Origin of the sequence: Kiloniella laminariae (assembly GCF_027214005.1) — a bacterium.
Classification (GTDB): domain Bacteria; phylum Pseudomonadota; class Alphaproteobacteria; order Kiloniellales; family Kiloniellaceae; genus Kiloniella; species Kiloniella laminariae_A.
On record NZ_JAPWGY010000002.1, the window covers coordinates 1 to 17,425 of the forward strand.

Consider the following 17,425-nt stretch of genomic DNA (forward strand, 5'->3'; position numbering starts at 1 on the left):
CGGAGATCACCAGCAACGTCAGAACACCAAACGATAACCGCTTGGCAATCAGACCTATCAAATCACCCATCAATCCACCCGAATCATTGTTATTGCCAATTCTTTTATTGCCCCAAAGCCTCTTCCTGCAGTCGTGATCTTCTTCAGCCTTCCAGCCTCAACCTGTCTAAAAACAGTTCGGAAAACCGCCAGCAGGGCAGCTGCTTTGATTGCTTTGTCTCTGAAGGATACAAAGAGAAGGAGAAAAAGACCCGAAAATTCGAAAGCAGCGTAACAAACCAACAACAAGAGCAGCATGCTCTTTCATGGTATCGCACAGCCACTTATACAGAAAAGAGCTGTCGAGCTCTGTTCTTTCAGGCATTTCATATCTCCCTGGTCCCTGTCATAACAGGGGTATCCGGTGAAAATTACACAATACACACCGAAGCCCTCTTCAGCGTGCAACGAATTATTCCGGACCAAACTCTAGCCTCTCAGCTTGTTCCCAGTCTTCTCTGGACTGGATTATCCGATATCAGCTTCAACAGCTTGTCGCTGCTTTATTATGCCTGCTCTTCAAGACAGGCAACTGATTCGGTATTTTTTAGAGGCTCTATCCTCTTCAAGCTGCCCTACTTGTGCTTGCTCAAAACCGTCAGAAATGACAATCAAAGATGTCGTAAATCATCAAAAACAGATCTCATTGGAACAAAAGCTCTCAATATGAACCGGAATATCATTGCCCTTTCCAGACCGGAGATCTTTTTTCAACAAAAGCCAAAGACCCTTCTTTGGCATCTTCACTAGCCAGCATCTTTTCATAAAAGCTCCACTGACCACCTCTCATATCCCGATAGCACTCTTCCACATCAAGATTTTCTGTTTTTTCCAATACTTGCTTTACTGCCTGTACCGACAAGGGGGCAGCCTCAAGAATTTGCCGGGCAAGTGTTCTGGCGGCAGTCATCAACTGGTCTCCGGGAACAACCTGATTGACCAGCCCCCAGCTTGCGGCTTCTTCAGCAGAAAGACGTTTACCCGTCCATAACAGCTCTAACGCCAGTGCCCGTGGCAGGCGCTTGGGCAGACGAAATGAGGCTGCATCCGCGATCAGGCCAACTTTTGCTTCTGGCAAGAAGAATTGTGCATGTTCGGCTGCAACGACAAGATCGGCCGAGAGCGCCAGTTCGAACCCGCCGCCCACAGCCATACCGTTCACAGCAGCAATAATCGGCTTATAGCATCCCTTCAGTTCGGTTATCCCTGCAAAGCCCCCGGGGCCATAATCACTGTCTGGTGCTTCCCCTTCACTGCTGGCAACCAGATCCCAACCTGCAGAAAAGAACTTTTCCCCACCCCCGGTAATGATGGCGACACGCAGATCCGGATCATCACGGAACTCACAAAACAGTTCCCCCATTTCCCTGCTGGTTGCGGCATCAATAGCATTGGCTTTGGGTCGATCAAGTACAACTTCCAGGATCCCGTCCTGGCGATGAACTTTAAGTACTTCAGACATTGTTTTCTTTCTCCCTTTCGGCCATCCGGATCATCGCATCTGCAACAATCACCCCCCGCCCCTCGGGCAAGACCATAACAGGATTGATGTCCAATTCAGCAAGTCTGCTGTCATTTTCCACCACAAAACGGGCTACAGCTTCAACAGCGTCCAGCAAGGCCGGGATATCTCCGCGCGCCTTGCCCCGATATCCATTCATCAGGGGAAAGAGCTTGAGACTGCGCAAGCCGGCATGAATATCATCGCGTGAAGCTGGTAATAACAGGGCACAGGAATCCTTGATCAATTCAACCAGCACACCCCCTGTACCGATAACCAGTGAGAGACCAAACTGCGGGTCCCGGGTCACACCAATGATAATCTCAGCAACAGAATCAGTGACCATCTGTTCGACCAGAACCCTGTCCGAGAGCTGCGCCATTCCCACTGCCGCAGCCTGAACCGATGCGACAGAGGTGAGGTTAAGAGCTACTCCCCCCGCCTCGGTCTTGTGTGCCAAATCTGCACTGACGGCTTTGACAACGACCGGGAACCCAATTTCTTCTGCAGTCCTGCCTGCATCATTGATTGCAACTGCTTTGCTTTTTGGCACCTTTAGGCCATAGCCACTCAACAGGCGTTTTGCCGTGGCCTCATCCAGCATGGTGACCCTGCCTTCCAGCTCTTGGCAAGTACGCAAGGATGTTGGTCTGTTTTTGGCAGAAATTTCATTCCAGCAACGCCCGATCCAGGCAGCAGATTTTATCGCCTTCAATCCATCTTCCAGCCCCTGAAGCGGCACCACGCCGTTTGCCAAAAGAAGTACCCTGGCATATTCAGGCAGGTTCTCTGGCAAGGTCGAGATAACTGCAGCCTGCCCCCCCGATGCCTCCTGAGCCGAGATCATCGCCTGCAGGGCTTTGTCCCAATCGGGCGCTCCCCCAAGTTTTGCCTTGGGATAGTCCAGCACCAGAAGTGTGACATCGTATCCCCCTTGCATAACACGGGTAAAACAAGCCGCCTTCTCGTCAAGGTTCCCCCAGATATAGGTGTGATAATCAAAAGGATTGGAGACTGTAACCTTTTCCCCCATCTGGATTTGCAATTCTGATTTCTGCTGTTCTGGAATAGCCCCGAACTGTAAATCGAGCTTGCTGCCCAGATCAGCCATCAGAGCCGCCTCTCCCCCGGAACAACTCAGGGAAGCAATGTTGGTTCCCTTGGCTGGACCGACAACATGAAGGAACTTCAAAGTCTCAATCAGTTCGGAAAGCGTAAAAACCCTGGCAACACCAATCCGGTTAAAAAGTGTGCTGTAGAGAGTATCTGATCCGGCTAGGGAAGAGGTATGACTCATGGTCAACTGCGCCCCGATTTCGGACCCTCCGGCCTTCAATACAATTATTGGAACCCTTTTCTGACGCGCTTTTTCTACTGCACGACAAAAAGCGGGTATATCATCAATCCCCTCAACATGCAGGCCGATTGCCGTGACACGATCATCTTCACACAGGGCTTCGATATAATCAGCAAATGAGAGGATCGTCTGGTTGCCGACCGAAATCATATAAGACAGAGGCAGCGATCTTTCCTGCATCGTCAGACTGATTCCGATATTGCCACTCTGAGAAATAATGGCGACACCACGCCCAATCTTTTCGCCACCATGTTGATCTGGCCAGAGTGCCGCGCCATCGAGATAATTCAAAAGGCCGTAACAATTCGGTCCGACCACAGCAAGATCACCCGCCTTTGCCAACAAGGCCTCGTGATAGGGGTGCCCGTCAGATGTTTCTGAAAAGCCTGACGCATAACAGACGGCACCTCCCGCGCCTCTCTCGGCCAACTGTGCAATCGTCTCGACCGCCGGGCCACGGGGAATGGCGATAAAGGCAGCATCCGGCGCAGAAGGCAAACTGGCAATATCAGCAAAGCAAGCCAAATCCCCCAGCGTTTCACGCTTGGGATTAACCGGCCAGATATCCCCCGAATAACCCATAAGCCTGCACTGCCGGATTACTTCGGCTGCTTCCCGACCTCCGACAACAGCAATGGATTTGGGACTGAGGAGACGCCTTATATTCGAAAGACGGGACATGGCTCTTTTATACTCCGAAAGACAAGCTAACCCTGAAGAAAAAAATTAATTCCCCAACCAAAGGAACTAGGCACCAAGAGGACGAAGCAGACCACGGGAAATGATATGACGTTGTATTTCACTCGTCCCGTCCCAGATCCGCTCTACTCTTGCATCGCGCCAGAAGCGTTCAATGGGAAGTTCAGACATCAGGCCCATGCCTCCAAAAATCTGCAGGGTTTCATCTGTCACCCGCCCCAGCATTTCAGTCGCATAAAGTTTGGCCATCGCGATATCCTGATCTGCGGGCAGGCCCTGATCCAGTTTCCAGGCAGCGCCGAGTGTCATATATTCGGCAGCCTGGATTTCTGTAGCCATATCAGCAAGTTTGAAAGAAACGCCTTGGAATTTTCCAATGGCCTGACCGAACTGTTTGCGCTCGGCCGCCCATTCAACCGCCATATCAAAACAACGTTGCGCCCGGCCTACAGCCAAAGCCGCAACAGTCAGGCGGGTTGCCCCAAGCCAGGTGTTGGCCTCGTCAAAACCACAACCCTCTTCACCCAAAATCTGGGCTGAAGAAACCCGGCAGTTATCAAAATTCAGGATCGAATTGTTATACCCCCGGTGTGATACACACTGATAGCCATCCCGAATTTCAAATCCTGGTGTATCCCGATCTATCAGGAAACAGGTGATGCGTTTTTTCGGACCGCGAGAAGTCTCCTCCTCCCCAGTGGCAATAAAAACGATCGCAAAATCAGCTTCATCCGCATGGGTGATAAAGTGCTTTGTTCCATTGATGATCCAGTCATCCCCATCTTTTATGGCAGAAGCTTTCATAGACCGGACATCGGATCCAGCGTCAGGTTCGGTCAAGGCTATACAGTCGATCTTCTCGCCCCGTATTGCTGGATTGAGATACTTCTCGACCTGTTCACCTGTACAGCCACAAAGAATATTCGATGGTCGGCCAAATATGACACTAAGTGCCTGAGAAGCCCGTCCGAGTTCCCGTTCCAGCAATGTCATGGTCACATGATCAAGGCCACCGCCACCAAACTGTTCGGGAATGTTCGCGGCATAAAACCCCATATCCAGTACTTTTTGCCGGATATCTCTGGTGATTTCAGCTGGTACATGTCCCTTGGCCTCAACGATTGCCTCGTGCGGATAGAGTTCTTTTTCAACAAACTCCCGGACAGTGTCCACGACCATTTGCTGTTCTTGCGTAAGGCCGAATTCCATAAGCTGCTCCTGTTCATTACTGACTCTATGGTCTATCCACCTGAAAATTCAAACATTGAAAAGAATAGACACAAGGCATCCTTTCCCGTTGATCAAGTTCATGATCAGGGATCAGATCGTTATTTTTCTAACCCCGAGAGGTTCAGGCGAACAGGCTCCAGGTCAACAGCAGCAGGCCATTGCCCCGGAGCCATAAACGTCACCCCTTGGCCGGGGGAACAGCCATCTCGCGGCTGCGGTATTCAGGTTGCGGCAGAGTTGTATGAGCATCCATGATCTTCTGCAGAATTTCGAGCACTTCAGGCTTTGCCGGGCAGGCCCGTCCCGCAGCCGTATCCACATGCAGAACCATCTGCTCTCCCGTCGCCAAAAGCGTGTTGTCTTTGGCATGATAGAGATTGTGGACAAAATGCAGGCGTTTGTTATCCAGCCCCAATAACTGGGTTGTGACTTTCAACGGTGCCTGCGCCGCAACTTCTTTAACATTATAGATATGGGTTTCCACGGTGTAATAGGAATTGCCCTGTGCATGATAGACATCATTCACACCGACATACCGATAAAGCGCATCCGAGGCATCACCAAAGACCTGAAGATATCTGGACTCTGTCATATGACCGTTATAGTCCACCCATTCAGGATGAACCTTGTCGCTATGGAGTTCCAGCGGGCGGCTCAGGTCATCAGAAGGTGACCATTCAGTTGATCCGTTTGTCTCTTGATACTGCCGCTCGTCATCCTCTTTAAGCGTGCGGCCAGAGGCATAGTTAAATGTACGCAGAGACTGCATGATCGAAACCAGGCAGTTATCCCTGAGCTGCTCAAGATCCCGAATGGAATACCCTTTTGACTGCTCCTGCGTTCCTTCAACCATCCGATCAATCAACTGGTCCGTAAGTTCAGGGGCTTTCAGCTTGGTCCAGGGAAGCTGGAGTGCCGGGCCGAACTGTTCCAGCATGTGACGCATGCCCTGCTCGCCGCCAGCAAGGTGGAAGGTCAGGCAAGTTCCCATAAAGGCCCAGCGCAGGCCCGGGCCATAGATGATTGCCTGGTCGATTTCATCCGTTGTCGCAACACCTTCGGCAACCATATGCAGGGTTTCCCGCCAAAGGGCTTCCTGCAGACGGTCAGAAATGTAGCCTTCGATTTCCTTGCGGACCTTGAGCGCATGCATACCGATAGAAGTATAGAAAGCCATGGCTTCAGTGATATAGCGCTCTTCGGTTTTTTCGCCTCCCAGCACCTCAACCAGCGGCAAAAGATAGACCGGATTGAAAGGATGACCGATCAGGACCCTTTCAGGCCTGATACAGTCCGCCTGGATTCTGGTTGGGAGCAGGCCCGAAGAACTGGAAGCAATGATCACTTCCGGGCCAACATGTTTACTGATTTCAGCCAGAAGGTTACGTTTGAGGTCTTCGCGTTCAGGCGCATTTTCCTGAACAAAATCGGCCTGGGCAACGGCCTCGGCCAGATTTGTCGTGAAGCTTAATGTCCCTTTTTTCCGGCGAGGGGCAAGACTGAGATTTGCCAGGGCTGGTTCTGCATTGGCAATAACTTCGCGCAGGCCACGTTCTGCCGCAGCAGTAACGTCTGTCACAACAACATTGATGCCCCGATGGAGGCAGCGTGCGGCCCAACCAGCACCGATAACACCAGCGCCGACAATAGCGACTGTCTTGATTTCACGGCTCATTCTTTATGTCCTATCTGAACAAAATGGATATCAACGTTGTTTTTTTGCTGCGAATTTCTTGCGCGCTTCTTCTGCGTTCAGGGTCCGGGCCCCCATTCTTTCGATGATCTCTTTGGCGCGAGAAACCAGCTGGCCGTTGCTGGCCAGTACACCGCGTTCAAGATAGAGGTTATCTTCAAGCCCGACCCGGACATGACCGCCAAAAATCACTGACTGGGCAGCCATGGCCATCTGTGTTGGCCCAACACCAAAAGAACCCCAGTTGGCGCCTTCTGGCAGCATGTTTCGCATTGCCAGCATGGTCTCGCCATTGGCTTCCGCAGCATAGGGGATACCCAGGCAAAGCTGGAACAGTGGTGGCGCATCAATCAGCCCTTCGGACATAAGCTGTTTTGCCATCCAGATGTGTCCCAGCTCAAAAGCCTCGATTTCAGGCTTTACTTCCATCTTCTGGATCAGCGCACACATCTCGCGCAGCATATCGGGCGTGGAAACATAGGCGTAATCACTGAAGTTCAGAGAACCACAATCAAGCGTACAGATTTCGGGACGCAGAAGGTCGATATGCTTCAGGCGATCAACAGGTGACAGCATATCCGTACCCGGACCACCATTGTTTGGATTGGCAGGGTCGGGAACAAATTCTCCCCCCATACCAGCCGTGATATTGATGACAACATCAACACCCGTCTTGTTCATCTTGTCGCGCAGAAGACCAACTGTTTCTGCATAAAGATTAATGTCGTTACTGGCCTGGCCCGTATCCGGGTTACGGACGTGGAGATGAGCCACTGCAGCGCCCGCCTTTGCCGCTTCAATCGCCGCATCTGAAATTTCTTCAGGTGTTACCGGAACATTCGTATGCCGGTCTTTTTTTATACCGGATCCTGTAACGGGGCAGGTAATGATCACTTCATTGTTCATCTTTTCGTTCTCTTCTTGCTATCACGTCTTGTTTTCTGGTGACCCAGTGGAAACCGCCCCCGGGAATCTGACAAACAGTGTATGACGAATCTGGATAACAATTTTACATTTCGCACAAGATATGAAACATTTTCCCCAAACATCATCGGAGCGTTCAGATGTATCTGTTTGGTAAACCGGCAACCGAAAAACCGCAAAAAATAGCCTTCCTGCTGGTTCCGGGATTTTCCCTTCTCTGTTTCTCCTCTGCACTTGAACCAATGCGTGCCGCCAATATCAAGGCCGGAGAAAAACTCTATGAATGGAAAATCTATTCGATTTCAGGTGCATCGGTGCGCGCAAGTAACAACATGGATATCAACGTCGATGCGGAACTTTCTCCAAGCCTCCAGATCCCGGTTCTGATTATCTGCGCCAGTTATGATGTCGAGAAAAGTTACACCGAAACTCTGGCATCCAATCTGCGAAAGCTCCGTTCCAAAGGAACCGAATTTGGTGGCATGGATACCGGGAGTGAAATTCTGGCCAAAGCCGGATTGCTCAATGGTTACAAGGCCACAGTCCACTGGGAAAACTTTGAAAGTTTTACAGAAACTTTTCCGAACGTTCAGGCCGAGCGGGATCTCTATGTCGTTGATCGGAACCGCTTCACTTCCGGTGGCGGCACCACCAGTCTGGATATGATGCTGCAATTGATCCGTGTTCAATATGGTCTGAAACTGTCAACAGAAGTAGCGGACCAGTTCATTTATCAACGCTTCAGGGAAGGAAATAACCCTCAGCGTCTTGCTTCGCAAAACCCCCTGATTATGAACAACCCGGTCTTGTCCAGAACCATCGAAATGATGGAAGCGAATATCGAAACGCCTTATCTGATACCCGAATTGGCACAGGAAATAGAAACCTCGGTCCGCGAACTGGAACGCCTGTTCAAGAAATATCTCAAGTCCTCGCCGGGTAGCTATTACCGTAACCTGCGTCTGGATGTTGCCCAGCGACTTTTAAAACAGACTGATCTCTCTATACTGGATGTAGCGATCCGCTGCGGGTTCAATTCGGCAACCTCCTTTGCCAGAAGTTACCGTAACAGATATGGGCAGGCTCCCCGAACCAGCCGCATGATTATTCAGCCATAAACAAACGCAGGATTGTCCCATACCATCCTGATACACAAGGAAACAGACAATGAGTTGGCTCCCCGGTACAGATTCTGGCGCGCTTGATGATCCACAATCTGTAGAAATGGTCATTATTCCCCGGACCGGTGATATCGGGAACTTCGAGGTCAAACGCGCCCTTCCCTTCCGCCGAAAAAGGATGGTTGGCCCCTTCATTTTCTGGGACCAGATGGGACCGGGCGAATTTTTAACCGGACAGGGAATTGACGTCCGCCCCCACCCTCATATTGGCCTTTCGACAGTCACTTATCTTTTTAATGGCACCATGGATCATAAGGATTCCTTGGGCAACGACATGCGTATTGTCCCGGGCGATGTCAATCTGATGACCGCAGGTTCCGGTATTGTCCATTCTGAACGTACGGGCCATGACATACGCGAAACACCCTCAAACCTCTATGGCATCCAAAGCTGGATTGCCCAGCCCAAAAGCCATGAGGCCGGGGCCCCGGCTTTCGAGCATACTGACGTCAAAAAACTCCCCCGTTTTGATGCAGATGGTATACAGGGGCGCGTCATTCTGGGAGAATTCGACGGGATCAAATCCCCCGCCTCTACCCAGTGGGAAACCCTCTATGTTGATCTCAACCTGTCTGGCGGTGCCCGGCTGCCCATTTCTGCAACAACCGAAGAACGCGCCATCTATGTCCTGAAAGGGCAGATTGAGATCGCGGGTGTTGTCTATGATCCTGAACAGATGATGGTTCTGCGCCCGGGAGACAAGATCACAGTCAAGGCGCTTGATGACGTCCGCATGATGCTGCTCGGGGGCGCAGCTATGGATGGCCCGCGCTATATCTGGTGGAATTTTGTTTCGTCCTCCAAAGATCAGCTGGAACAGGCAAAAGAAGACTGGCGCAAGGGACGTTTTGCCAAGGTCCCCGGCGACGAAAAAGAATTCATCCCCCTGCCGGAGTAGGCTGACCTAACCGCTGGAACAAAAGAAGGGAGCCCTGGCCCCCTTCTTCTGTCATCACAAGATCACAACTCTGATCCCAAGCTCTCGTTACAGGACATCCCGCATTTTTTTGTTTTGCGGATCATAGAGTGGTTCTTTGGAAACCACTGCCGGATAACGTTGCCCCAGAATTGAGACTTCCAGGCGACTGCCTTCAACAGCAAGATCGGTCCGGATAAAGCTCAGGGCAATATTCTTCTCGATCGTTTGGCCATAGCCCCCCGATGACGTGATCCCGACAATCTCATCGCCCAGATAAACCGGAGAACAATAGGGTGCCTCGGCGTGAGTTGCCTCGATTATCAGGGGTACAAAGCGCTCCTTGATGCCATTTTCCAGATGTTGCTTCAGTGCTTCCCGCCCCAGGAACGGTCCCTTATCGAGATCAACAAAACGGTCCAGGGACAGCTCGAAAGGAGTGTATTCGTGAATGATATCCACTTTCCAGGAACGGTAACATTTCTCAAGCCGCAGAGAGTCCATGGCGTAAAGACCAAAGTCTGCTACTCCCAGATCAACGCCGGCTTCCATAACCTCGTCGTAAACATGGCCGAGATATTCCATTGGCACATGCAGTTCCCAGCCCAGTTCCCCCACATAGTTCACCCGCATTGCCAGAATATCAGCGGCATACCCCACCTCAATGTTCTGGATCGTCAACCAGGGAAAGGCCTTGTTCGACAGATCCGCCTTGGTAATTTTTGCCAAGAGATCACGGGATTTTGGCCCGGCAACAATCAGAGTTCCAAAACGATCAGTAAGATTTTCAAACTGTACCGAGCCATCGCCCGGCATGTGGGAAAGCAGCCAGTCCTCATCATGCCATTCGCCAGCAGCGGCAGAGACCAGCCAGTAACGATCTTCCTCCAGCCGGGTAATGGTCATCTCGGTCATCACATGCCCCTTGCGAGACAGGAAGTAGGACAGTGACATCCCGCCGACCCGCGGCATTTTCCCGGCTATCATATAATCGAGCCAGGCCGTTGCTCCCGGACCGGTGATTTCATATTTGGTAAAACCACCCAGATCCAGAACTCCGACCCTGTTGCGCACAGCATCACATTCAGCCTTGACTGCGGCATTCCAGTTCCGTCTTTCACCAAGATAGGAAACGGTCTGCTCATCCGGGCGCTCATTGAGCGGGAACCACACTGCTCTTTCCCAACCCCCTCGAGAGCCGAAGAAAGCTCCCTTCTGCTTCAGTTTCTCATAAACAGGTGTCGTTTTTGCCGGGCGTCCGGCCGGGCGTTCCTCATGAGGAAAAGGAATGGCATATTCGTTCTGATAAACTTCGATCGCCTTGGCAACAACGTATTTCTGGGTTGCATAGTCACTGTATCGCCGGGGATCAAGCGCCCACATGTCCCATTCGCTTTCGCCCTCAAGAACTTGTTCAGCAATGATTTTTCCGGCGCCACCTGACTGGGTGATACCAAAACTGAAACCGCAGCAGTGATAAAAATTCTCCAGCCCATAGGCCGGGCCGATGTAGGGCAAACCATCCGGGGTGTAGGGAATAGGACCATTGATAACCCGCGCAACGCCCCCTTTTTCCAAAATGGGAACCCGGGCCATCGCCTGTTCGATATACCATTCAATCCGGTCCAGATCATCGCCCCAGAGCTGTGAGGCAAAGTTCTCGGGCAAGCCATCAAGCCAGTAAGGTGTTGCTTTCCACTCATAGGGACCAAGGATCAGACCATCCCGCTCCTGACGCAGATAATAACTGTCATCCGGATCGCGAAGCAGAGGCAGTTTTTTGTCTCGGCTCTCCAGTTCGGGAATAGCGTCTGTCACCAGATACTGGTGCGACAACGTGACAATCGGGATGTACTGTCCGACCATTGCGGCAATTTCACCTCCACGATAGCCGCCCGCGTTTATGACCTTTTCGCAGGTAATAGAACCCTTGGCTGACTCAATGCGCCACTCACCGGTCGGGGTCTGTGTGATGGCAGTGACCCGGTTGAAGCGCTCGATCTTCACCCCCAGATCCCGCGCCCCTTTGGCATAGGCCTGTGTCAATTGGCTGGGGTCGATATCTCCGTCTAACGGATCCCAAAGACCTCCTTCCAGATTATGGGTTTCGAGGAAGGGATAATAGTCTTTCATCTCGCTGGAGGTCAGCATCTCGTACTCCAGCCCCTGGGCCTTGGCCATAGAGCGGACATGCTCGAACTCGAACATACGCTCGTCACTTTGCGCCAGGCGGATCGAGCCGGTTCGGGTATAGTTCATCGGATAGTCAACTTCTTCAGCCAGACGTCCGTATAGCTCCACCCCGTAGCGTTGCATCTTCATGATATTGACGCTGCCGGAATAGGTCGGGCAATTTCCAGCAGCATGCCAGGTCGAGCCGGATGTCAGCTCATCCATTTCCAAGAGAACCACATCGCGACAGCCCATTTTGGCCAGGTGGTATGCTGCACTACAGCCAACAGCTCCGCCCCCGATTACAACTATTCTTGCGTAACTTTTCATAGAACCTTTTCCTGTTATTAGGGGAGGAGTTCCCGACGACCTCTTCCCTCTTTTCAATCGTGACCCTTGTCAGGCCAACTTATAGTCTATCCCCGATTTGACGTCTGGAAGGCCCAGTTTTTCTCAAGGGGTCATCTGCTCTCTCGGCAGTTTAATATTAAATTTTTGTCTGATTTCTCTGTCAAGTTCGTCACTGATATGCCGGGGATAATGCCCGGCCATGGTTTCCCTGACGATCTCCATGGCTTTCATCAAGGCAGTTGGTCGCCCCTTTTCCACCCACTCGTTCGGGCTGCTGCGTTCCCCTGTATCAGGATAAAAATATTCCGACTGCATTACCGAGAGCGTCTGGTCCGAGCCAAGATAATGTCCCGGCCCCTCTTCACAGACCTGGCGGATAGCTTCGACAGAAAGAGTATCTTCTGACACCTCAATACCTTTTACCGTTCGAAGAACCGAACCAATGGTATCGTTATCCAGAACCAGGCTTTCCATACACATGCCTAACAGACTGGCATGCATACCCGCTGATTCATATACCAGATTTGTTCCAGAATTTCCTGTGATGGCATGGTTATAGCCTTTTTCAGCCCCTGCCTGATAATCCGGCACCTTGGAATCACACATACCGCTGGGCACACCTGTCGGCAGGTCATAGAAGCGCCCCATCTGGGCACAGGCAGCAACCAGCAGAGCCTGCTCTCCACTCCCCCCACTCATGGCACCGGTTCTCAGGTCAGAGACAAAAGGCCAGGTCCCAAAGATCGCCGGGGCACCAGGCTCAATGGCATTGACGTAACAAAGTCCAGCCAGCACTTCTGCAACCTCCTGAACCACAGAACCTGCAAGAGACGCCGGAGAGGTTGCCCCCGCCTGCCCCGCGGCCAGCAAGAGTATCGGCATCCCTCCCCTGACACCGACTTCAAGGCATCGACAGGCATCCTCGGCAAACTTGAGGGGCGGCACAACAAAACAGTTGGACATGCTGACAAAGGGGCGCTCGCGCCACTTTTTCTCTCCCCCTGCAATGAGATGGAGCATCTCAAAAGATTTCTCGAGATGCATGGGGTCAACCCAGCTGGTGCCGACATGCTTGGTGGTACCTGAAACAGAGGCATAGCAGGTATTAAAATCCATATCGAACGGGTCTGCCAGATCCCGACAAACCACAGCCCGCTGGAAAAAATGAATATTTTCAAGCTTGTCGACCATCCGGGCAATATCATAGAGATCCTGGGTTGTTGATTCCCGATACTCCCCCGTCACAGCATCAACCATATGAACCGCAGCCCCGGCCGTACCAAAATAGGTCCGGCTGCCCGAGATATCCATATCGTGTTGGGGAGACTGACCATAGAGCACAACATTTCGATTGGCCTTGGCGATGGTGTCTTCGACGAGCGCCCGGGGGAAGGTCAAACGCCCATTATCCTTGAGCACACCACCTGCTGCCGTAACAACCTCGATGCAACTGGGTATGGCATCCGCAAGACCGATATTCTCCAGCACATCCAAAACCGCAGTATGGATACGTTTGATCTGCAAATCATTGAGAACCTTGAAACTTCCACTTTCCAGTCCCGGGCCGATTGCCCGTTTGTCAGCGGTCAAAGGTGCCGCACGCATGGCCTGTCGTGCTACTCGTCCACCTTTGCGGCGGGAAACTACGGCTGTCTCGCTCATCACACTCTCCAGTAAAAATCTCTGGTGTCATTCTGGATAACAGCGAAAAAAGGAACAAATGATGCTTTTTCACCGACTGGTCACTTATACTCACCGAAAGGACATGACCCTTTGTCAAAAGTCGTGCTAATTTCTTAGTTCACATAGGTGTGTATTACAGGACTCTTGAGGATTTTGATTTTGAAGAAGAAGCGACAACTGCCCAACCTCAACGCCCTGCGGGCCTTTGAGGCTGCTGCCAGGCATCTCAATTTTCGTGTCGCTTCCGAAGAGCTGAATATTACCCATTCAGCCATCAGCCATCATATCAGAAATCTGGAAGACCAGTTAAGCGTTAACCTCTTTGCCCGAACCGGGCGCAACGTTGTCCTGACAGAATCCGGCAAACTTTATCTGCCTATCCTGAGTGAAGCCTTTGACCGGATAGCTGATGGGGCAAATCTGGTACAATCTCTGGAACGTCCGAACACGCTGATTGTCCAAGTCTACATTACTGTCGCGATGTACTGGCTCTTACCCCGTATTCATGAGTTTTATCGGGTCAGCAAAGGTATTCAGGCCCAGCTGGGAACCTCCTACCTCGACTGGAGTTTTGATCGTCAGGGCGTTGATGTCGGAATTATCTGGACCAATAAGAAAGAGGCGGATCTGGTTTATCTCCATCTGGCTGAAGCCCGGCTCTCTCCCATGTGTCATGTTGATCTTCTTAAGGGGAAATCTCCGATAAAAGAACCGGGAGACCTGCTCAATCACGATATCCTGCAGCTGTTCAATCATAACCACGACTGGTCAGTCTGGTTTGAAGAAGCAGGAATAGAGGACTGGGCCCCGGATCAGGCCATCACCTATGACAATTATCTTCTTGCTCTCGAAGCTGCCAGCAAAGGACGTGGTGTGGCCATGACCAACAGCCCTTTTGCCACCCCCCGGACACCGGCTTCTTCTTTGGTCCGCCCCTTTGGTGATAAAAGCTGTCACAGCGGCGACTGGTATCTGGTTTGCAAACCGGAATTGGCCGACAGCCCCAAAGTACGATTGTTCTATAAGTGGCTGATGAATGAACTGGAAAATGATAAAAAATCCGGTCAATGACCAACGGGCATATTAGCTGATAGAAATCAGTGTTCAGTCTCTACGCACAGCATCCGAAAGCCACGCAACAAAGATTTTTCCGGCCTTGGACAGTGTTTCAAACTTTCGTACGGCCAGCCAATAGGAACCGTGTTGCAGGGATACCGGGAAAATCTGTTGTATCTGACCAGATACAAGATATTTTTTCGCCTGAATTGTATCAACCAGAGCTGCCCCCTGCCGGTCGAGAACAGCTTGTAAAATCAAACCGCTATCATCAAAAATTGGCCCTTTGATAATGCTGTCGACGACAATACCCGCTTTATCAAACCACTGTTTCCACAGGTTGTAATTTTCGTCATGAAGCAACGTTAACTGCTCAAAGTCCTTGATTTCTAGAAATGTTTGAGCAGGCTTTAACAAGTCGCTTGAGACAACCGGTATCATCTCTACGTCAAAGAGATGCTGTACTTCAGTTCTCGGCCAGCTACAGACTGTAGCGCTAAATCTGATAGCTATATCAGCTGCATGAGAGCGGAATTCGATCAGATCGTGACAAGATTCTACAGAAACTTCGATCTCTGGATATTGTTCTCGAAAATCCTTCAGGCGATGGACAAGCCAGCCTGACGCAAAACCGGGCTCTACCGTCAGGGTAAGCCGCGTATCTTCCGGCTGTCGCTGCAAGTTCAGCAGGCATCCATCAATCTGGTCAAATGCTGGCGTCAGGCTGGCAAGTAACTGTCCTCCCTTTTCTGTAAGGGTTACAGAGCGGTGACTGCGATGGAACAGACTGTAACCAAGGGACAGTTCAAGCTCTCTGACCTGCTTGCTGATTGCAGCTTGCGAAACGAAAAGTTCGTCTGCAGCGGCAGTAAAACTGGCCAACCGGCCTGCAGCTTCAAAACTACGCAGAGATGCCAGGGAAATTTTGCCGAATCTCATCCATAACCTCCAGTTATATGAACGTCACAGTAAACTCGTTTGAAAAAAGGGTAAAGAAGCGCTTCAATAATCAGGAAAGGAGATCCGAAATGTTCAACCAGGTTCTTCAGACTCTCATACAGACTCTTCAGATTTTGACATTTCAAAAACAGGTTACTGAACGCATAAACAAGGCCCCCTCTTGTTCTTCTTCTCGTGTCTGGGAATCTGTTCGATAACTGTGGCCTTTGGTTGGCCTGAATATAAATCACACCTGCAAGAATCAAAAAAGCCGCACAAGGCGGCTTTGAGACGAAATGGCGACCCCTACGGGATTCGAACCCGTGTTGCCGCCGTGAAAGGGCGGTGTCCTAGGCCTCTAGACGAAGGGGTCATCTTTCGGTGAGCAAGGATTTACCTATTTCAGACACCCTTGGCAAGCCCTTTTTCCCCAAGGTGGGTGTTTTTTGAGTTTTTTCTGGAAAATTCACCACCCTAGCCGATTCACATTGAGGAATCAGTCAGATAGCCAAAGATATTTTCCCCAAGAATCGTAAATTTCTTCAGATGACAAACAACCAATTCCCGGTTTCATCTTTGAGTTGATGCAAACATCTGGTGATTTTGTCCCGGATTTGATTTTCTTCACCCCAACCTGAAACTTTGGGCCCCAAGTTGGCGGGTAAATCTAGCAGACCAGTTTTAAAAAATATCTCGCGGAGATCCCAAGAATCAAAAAAGCCGCACAAGGCGGCTTTGAGACGAAATGGCGACCCCTACGGGATTCGAACCCGTGTTGCCGCCGTGAAAGGGCGGTGTCCTAGGCCTCTAGACGAAGGGGTCATCTTTCGGTGAGCAAGGATTTACCTATTTCAGACACCCTTGGCAAGCAGCAAATTCGATTCTTTTATCTTTTTTCCGCTTCATTGCTGGCAAAGCGGAAATCCGTTGTTTTTTCCGCGACCGGTACGCCGCCAATCTCCTTGATCAACTTTTCCATCATGGCGGCACCAAAGTCTTCGTAGGTCGTTGCCGTCTGGACAAAAGCGCCGGTTCCACCAATTACAAACTGTTCATAGTAACTGTCAATAAAAGGGTCTTCGTTCACAATCGCCAGACCGTTGATGACAATGCCCAGTGCTGTACTTCGATCCCGAACCATTTCAGGGGGCGCTCCCTGATTGGACCGACCGTCTCCTGATATATCGATAACCCGGCGGCTTCCTTCAAAGTCATTAATTTCCATTTGCCGGGTCGAAAAGGTAATAGCCCCGCCAATAGAAGTACCCCCACCAAAAATAAATCTGGGTGTTTCATCGACAAGGTCGGCAAAGGCACCTGCACTTTCCTCATCCCTGACCAGAAACCAGTCAACAGCGACTTCCTGCAGCAGATTGTTTGCCCACTGGATCACAGATACAGCAATTCCCCGGTCGCCAGATACAGCAATTGCCTGAATAACCGAAGGTTCCCGAAAGGCCTGGGCGATGCCCCGCATTTGCAAATCGAACTCCTGCGCCGAGACGCTTGTTGAAGCATCAACGGCAAGAACCAGTTCCAGATCAACCGGCAGAGGAGCCTTCTTTTCCTGCGCCAGGACAGAACCGACAGCAAGGACATTAAAAACGAGAGCCCAGCCCCCCAGAAAGGCGGAGAAACAGGATATAGAGTTTAAAAATCTCTGGAGGCAATTTGGCTGGATCAT

13 protein-coding genes and 2 tRNA genes are annotated in these 17,425 nt (G+C 51.0%); 4 read left to right on the plus strand and 11 right to left on the minus strand.

What is annotated here, in order from left to right; translation table 11 throughout:
• On the plus strand, positions 1–789 hold a 789-nt coding region (locus O4H49_RS04710; protein WP_269422281.1), incomplete at its 5' end, for a hypothetical protein.
• Here O4H49_RS04710 and O4H49_RS04715 read toward each other — a convergent pair.
• From O4H49_RS04715 to O4H49_RS04735, 5 genes are all read right to left on the minus strand, one after another.
• Positions 719–1,501, minus strand: coding sequence for a carnitinyl-CoA dehydratase (locus O4H49_RS04715; protein ID WP_269422282.1), 783 nt, complete (start codon positions 1,499–1,501; stop codon positions 719–721). The two genes, O4H49_RS04710 and O4H49_RS04715, sit on opposite strands and share 71 nt — an antisense overlap.
• Positions 1,494–3,578 (minus strand): acetate--CoA ligase family protein, encoded by a 2,085-nt coding sequence (locus O4H49_RS04720; protein WP_269422283.1) that lies wholly within the window; start codon positions 3,576–3,578, stop codon positions 1,494–1,496. Before O4H49_RS04720 ends, O4H49_RS04715 begins: the two co-directional genes overlap by 8 nt.
• Positions 3,579–3,644: 66 nt before the next feature.
• Positions 3,645–4,805 carry an acyl-CoA dehydrogenase family protein gene (locus O4H49_RS04725; RefSeq protein WP_269422284.1) on the minus strand — a complete coding sequence of 387 codons (1,161 nt, stop codon included), beginning with the start codon at positions 4,803–4,805 and terminating at the stop codon, positions 3,645–3,647.
• Between the two features lie 199 nt (positions 4,806–5,004).
• A complete protein-coding gene (locus O4H49_RS04730) occupies positions 5,005–6,501 on the minus strand; it encodes an L-carnitine dehydrogenase (protein WP_269422285.1) in 1,497 nt (498 codons plus the stop codon).
• Between the two features lie 30 nt (positions 6,502–6,531).
• Positions 6,532–7,425: a 3-keto-5-aminohexanoate cleavage protein gene (locus O4H49_RS04735; protein WP_269422286.1), complete on the minus strand. Its 894-nt coding sequence runs from the start codon at positions 7,423–7,425 to the stop codon at positions 6,532–6,534.
• Between the two features lie 158 nt (positions 7,426–7,583).
• Here O4H49_RS04735 and O4H49_RS04740 point away from each other — a divergent pair, with 158 nt between their 5' ends.
• Positions 7,584–8,561 (plus strand): GlxA family transcriptional regulator, encoded by a 978-nt coding sequence (locus O4H49_RS04740; protein ID WP_269422287.1) that lies wholly within the window; start codon positions 7,584–7,586, stop codon positions 8,559–8,561.
• A 49-nt stretch (positions 8,562–8,610) separates the two neighbouring features.
• Positions 8,611–9,522, plus strand: a complete 912-nt coding sequence (locus O4H49_RS04745; RefSeq protein WP_269422288.1) for a pirin family protein — start codon at positions 8,611–8,613, stop codon at positions 9,520–9,522.
• Positions 9,523–9,609: 87 nt separating this feature from the next.
• On the opposite strand, the gene O4H49_RS04750 is transcribed toward O4H49_RS04745, so the two are convergent.
• Both O4H49_RS04750 and O4H49_RS04755 read right to left on the minus strand, forming a co-directional pair.
• Positions 9,610–12,042 (minus strand): GcvT family protein, encoded by a 2,433-nt coding sequence (locus O4H49_RS04750; protein WP_269422289.1) that lies wholly within the window; start codon positions 12,040–12,042, stop codon positions 9,610–9,612.
• Positions 12,043–12,165: 123 nt separating this feature from the next.
• Positions 12,166–13,725 carry a trimethylamine methyltransferase family protein gene (locus O4H49_RS04755; RefSeq protein WP_269422290.1) on the minus strand — a complete coding sequence of 520 codons (1,560 nt, stop codon included), beginning with the start codon at positions 13,723–13,725 and terminating at the stop codon, positions 12,166–12,168.
• Between the two features lie 180 nt (positions 13,726–13,905).
• Here O4H49_RS04755 and O4H49_RS04760 point away from each other — a divergent pair, with 180 nt between their 5' ends.
• The gene (locus O4H49_RS04760) at positions 13,906–14,817 is read left to right on the plus strand and encodes a LysR substrate-binding domain-containing protein (protein WP_269422291.1); all 912 of its coding nucleotides are present in this window, start codon (positions 13,906–13,908) and stop codon (positions 14,815–14,817) included.
• A 33-nt stretch (positions 14,818–14,850) separates the two neighbouring features.
• On the opposite strand, the gene O4H49_RS04765 is transcribed toward O4H49_RS04760, so the two are convergent.
• The 4 genes from O4H49_RS04765 to O4H49_RS04780 all read right to left on the minus strand — a co-directional run bounded on the left by O4H49_RS04765 (position 14,851) and on the right by O4H49_RS04780 (position 17,425).
• Positions 14,851–15,741: a LysR substrate-binding domain-containing protein gene (locus O4H49_RS04765; protein ID WP_269422292.1), complete on the minus strand. Its 891-nt coding sequence runs from the start codon at positions 15,739–15,741 to the stop codon at positions 14,851–14,853.
• Between the two features lie 297 nt (positions 15,742–16,038).
• Positions 16,039–16,114 (minus strand) — tRNA-Glu (locus O4H49_RS04770).
• A 373-nt stretch (positions 16,115–16,487) separates the two neighbouring features.
• Positions 16,488–16,563 (minus strand) — tRNA-Glu (locus tag O4H49_RS04775).
• A gap of 64 nt (positions 16,564–16,627) precedes the next feature.
• On the minus strand, positions 16,628–17,425 hold the full coding sequence (locus O4H49_RS04780; protein WP_269422293.1) for a DUF1194 domain-containing protein: 798 nt from the start codon (positions 17,423–17,425) through the stop codon (positions 16,628–16,630).

Excerpts from the sequence above, each read along its gene's own strand:
- O4H49_RS04715 (WP_269422282.1), bottom strand. The coding sequence starts at position 1,501 with ATGTCTGAAGTACTTAAAGTTCATCGCCAGGACGGGATCCTGGAAGTT.
- O4H49_RS04720 (WP_269422283.1), bottom strand. The coding sequence starts at position 3,578 with ATGTCCCGTCTTTCGAATATAAGGCGTCTCCTCAGTCCCAAATCCATT.
- O4H49_RS04725 (WP_269422284.1), bottom strand. The coding sequence starts at position 4,805 with ATGGAATTCGGCCTTACGCAAGAACAGCAAATGGTCGTGGACACTGTC.
- O4H49_RS04730 (WP_269422285.1), bottom strand. The coding sequence starts at position 6,501 with ATGAGCCGTGAAATCAAGACAGTCGCTATTGTCGGCGCTGGTGTTATC.
- O4H49_RS04735 (WP_269422286.1), bottom strand. The coding sequence starts at position 7,425 with ATGAACAATGAAGTGATCATTACCTGCCCCGTTACAGGATCCGGTATA.
- O4H49_RS04740 (WP_269422287.1), top strand. The coding sequence starts at position 7,584 with ATGTATCTGTTTGGTAAACCGGCAACCGAAAAACCGCAAAAAATAGCC.
- O4H49_RS04745 (WP_269422288.1), top strand. The coding sequence starts at position 8,611 with ATGAGTTGGCTCCCCGGTACAGATTCTGGCGCGCTTGATGATCCACAA.
- O4H49_RS04750 (WP_269422289.1), bottom strand. The coding sequence starts at position 12,042 with ATGAAAAGTTACGCAAGAATAGTTGTAATCGGGGGCGGAGCTGTTGGC.
- O4H49_RS04755 (WP_269422290.1), bottom strand. The coding sequence starts at position 13,725 with ATGAGCGAGACAGCCGTAGTTTCCCGCCGCAAAGGTGGACGAGTAGCA.
- O4H49_RS04765 (WP_269422292.1), bottom strand. The coding sequence starts at position 15,741 with ATGAGATTCGGCAAAATTTCCCTGGCATCTCTGCGTAGTTTTGAAGCT.
- O4H49_RS04780 (WP_269422293.1), bottom strand. The coding sequence starts at position 17,425 with ATGATCCAGCCAAATTGCCTCCAGAGATTTTTAAACTCTATATCCTGT.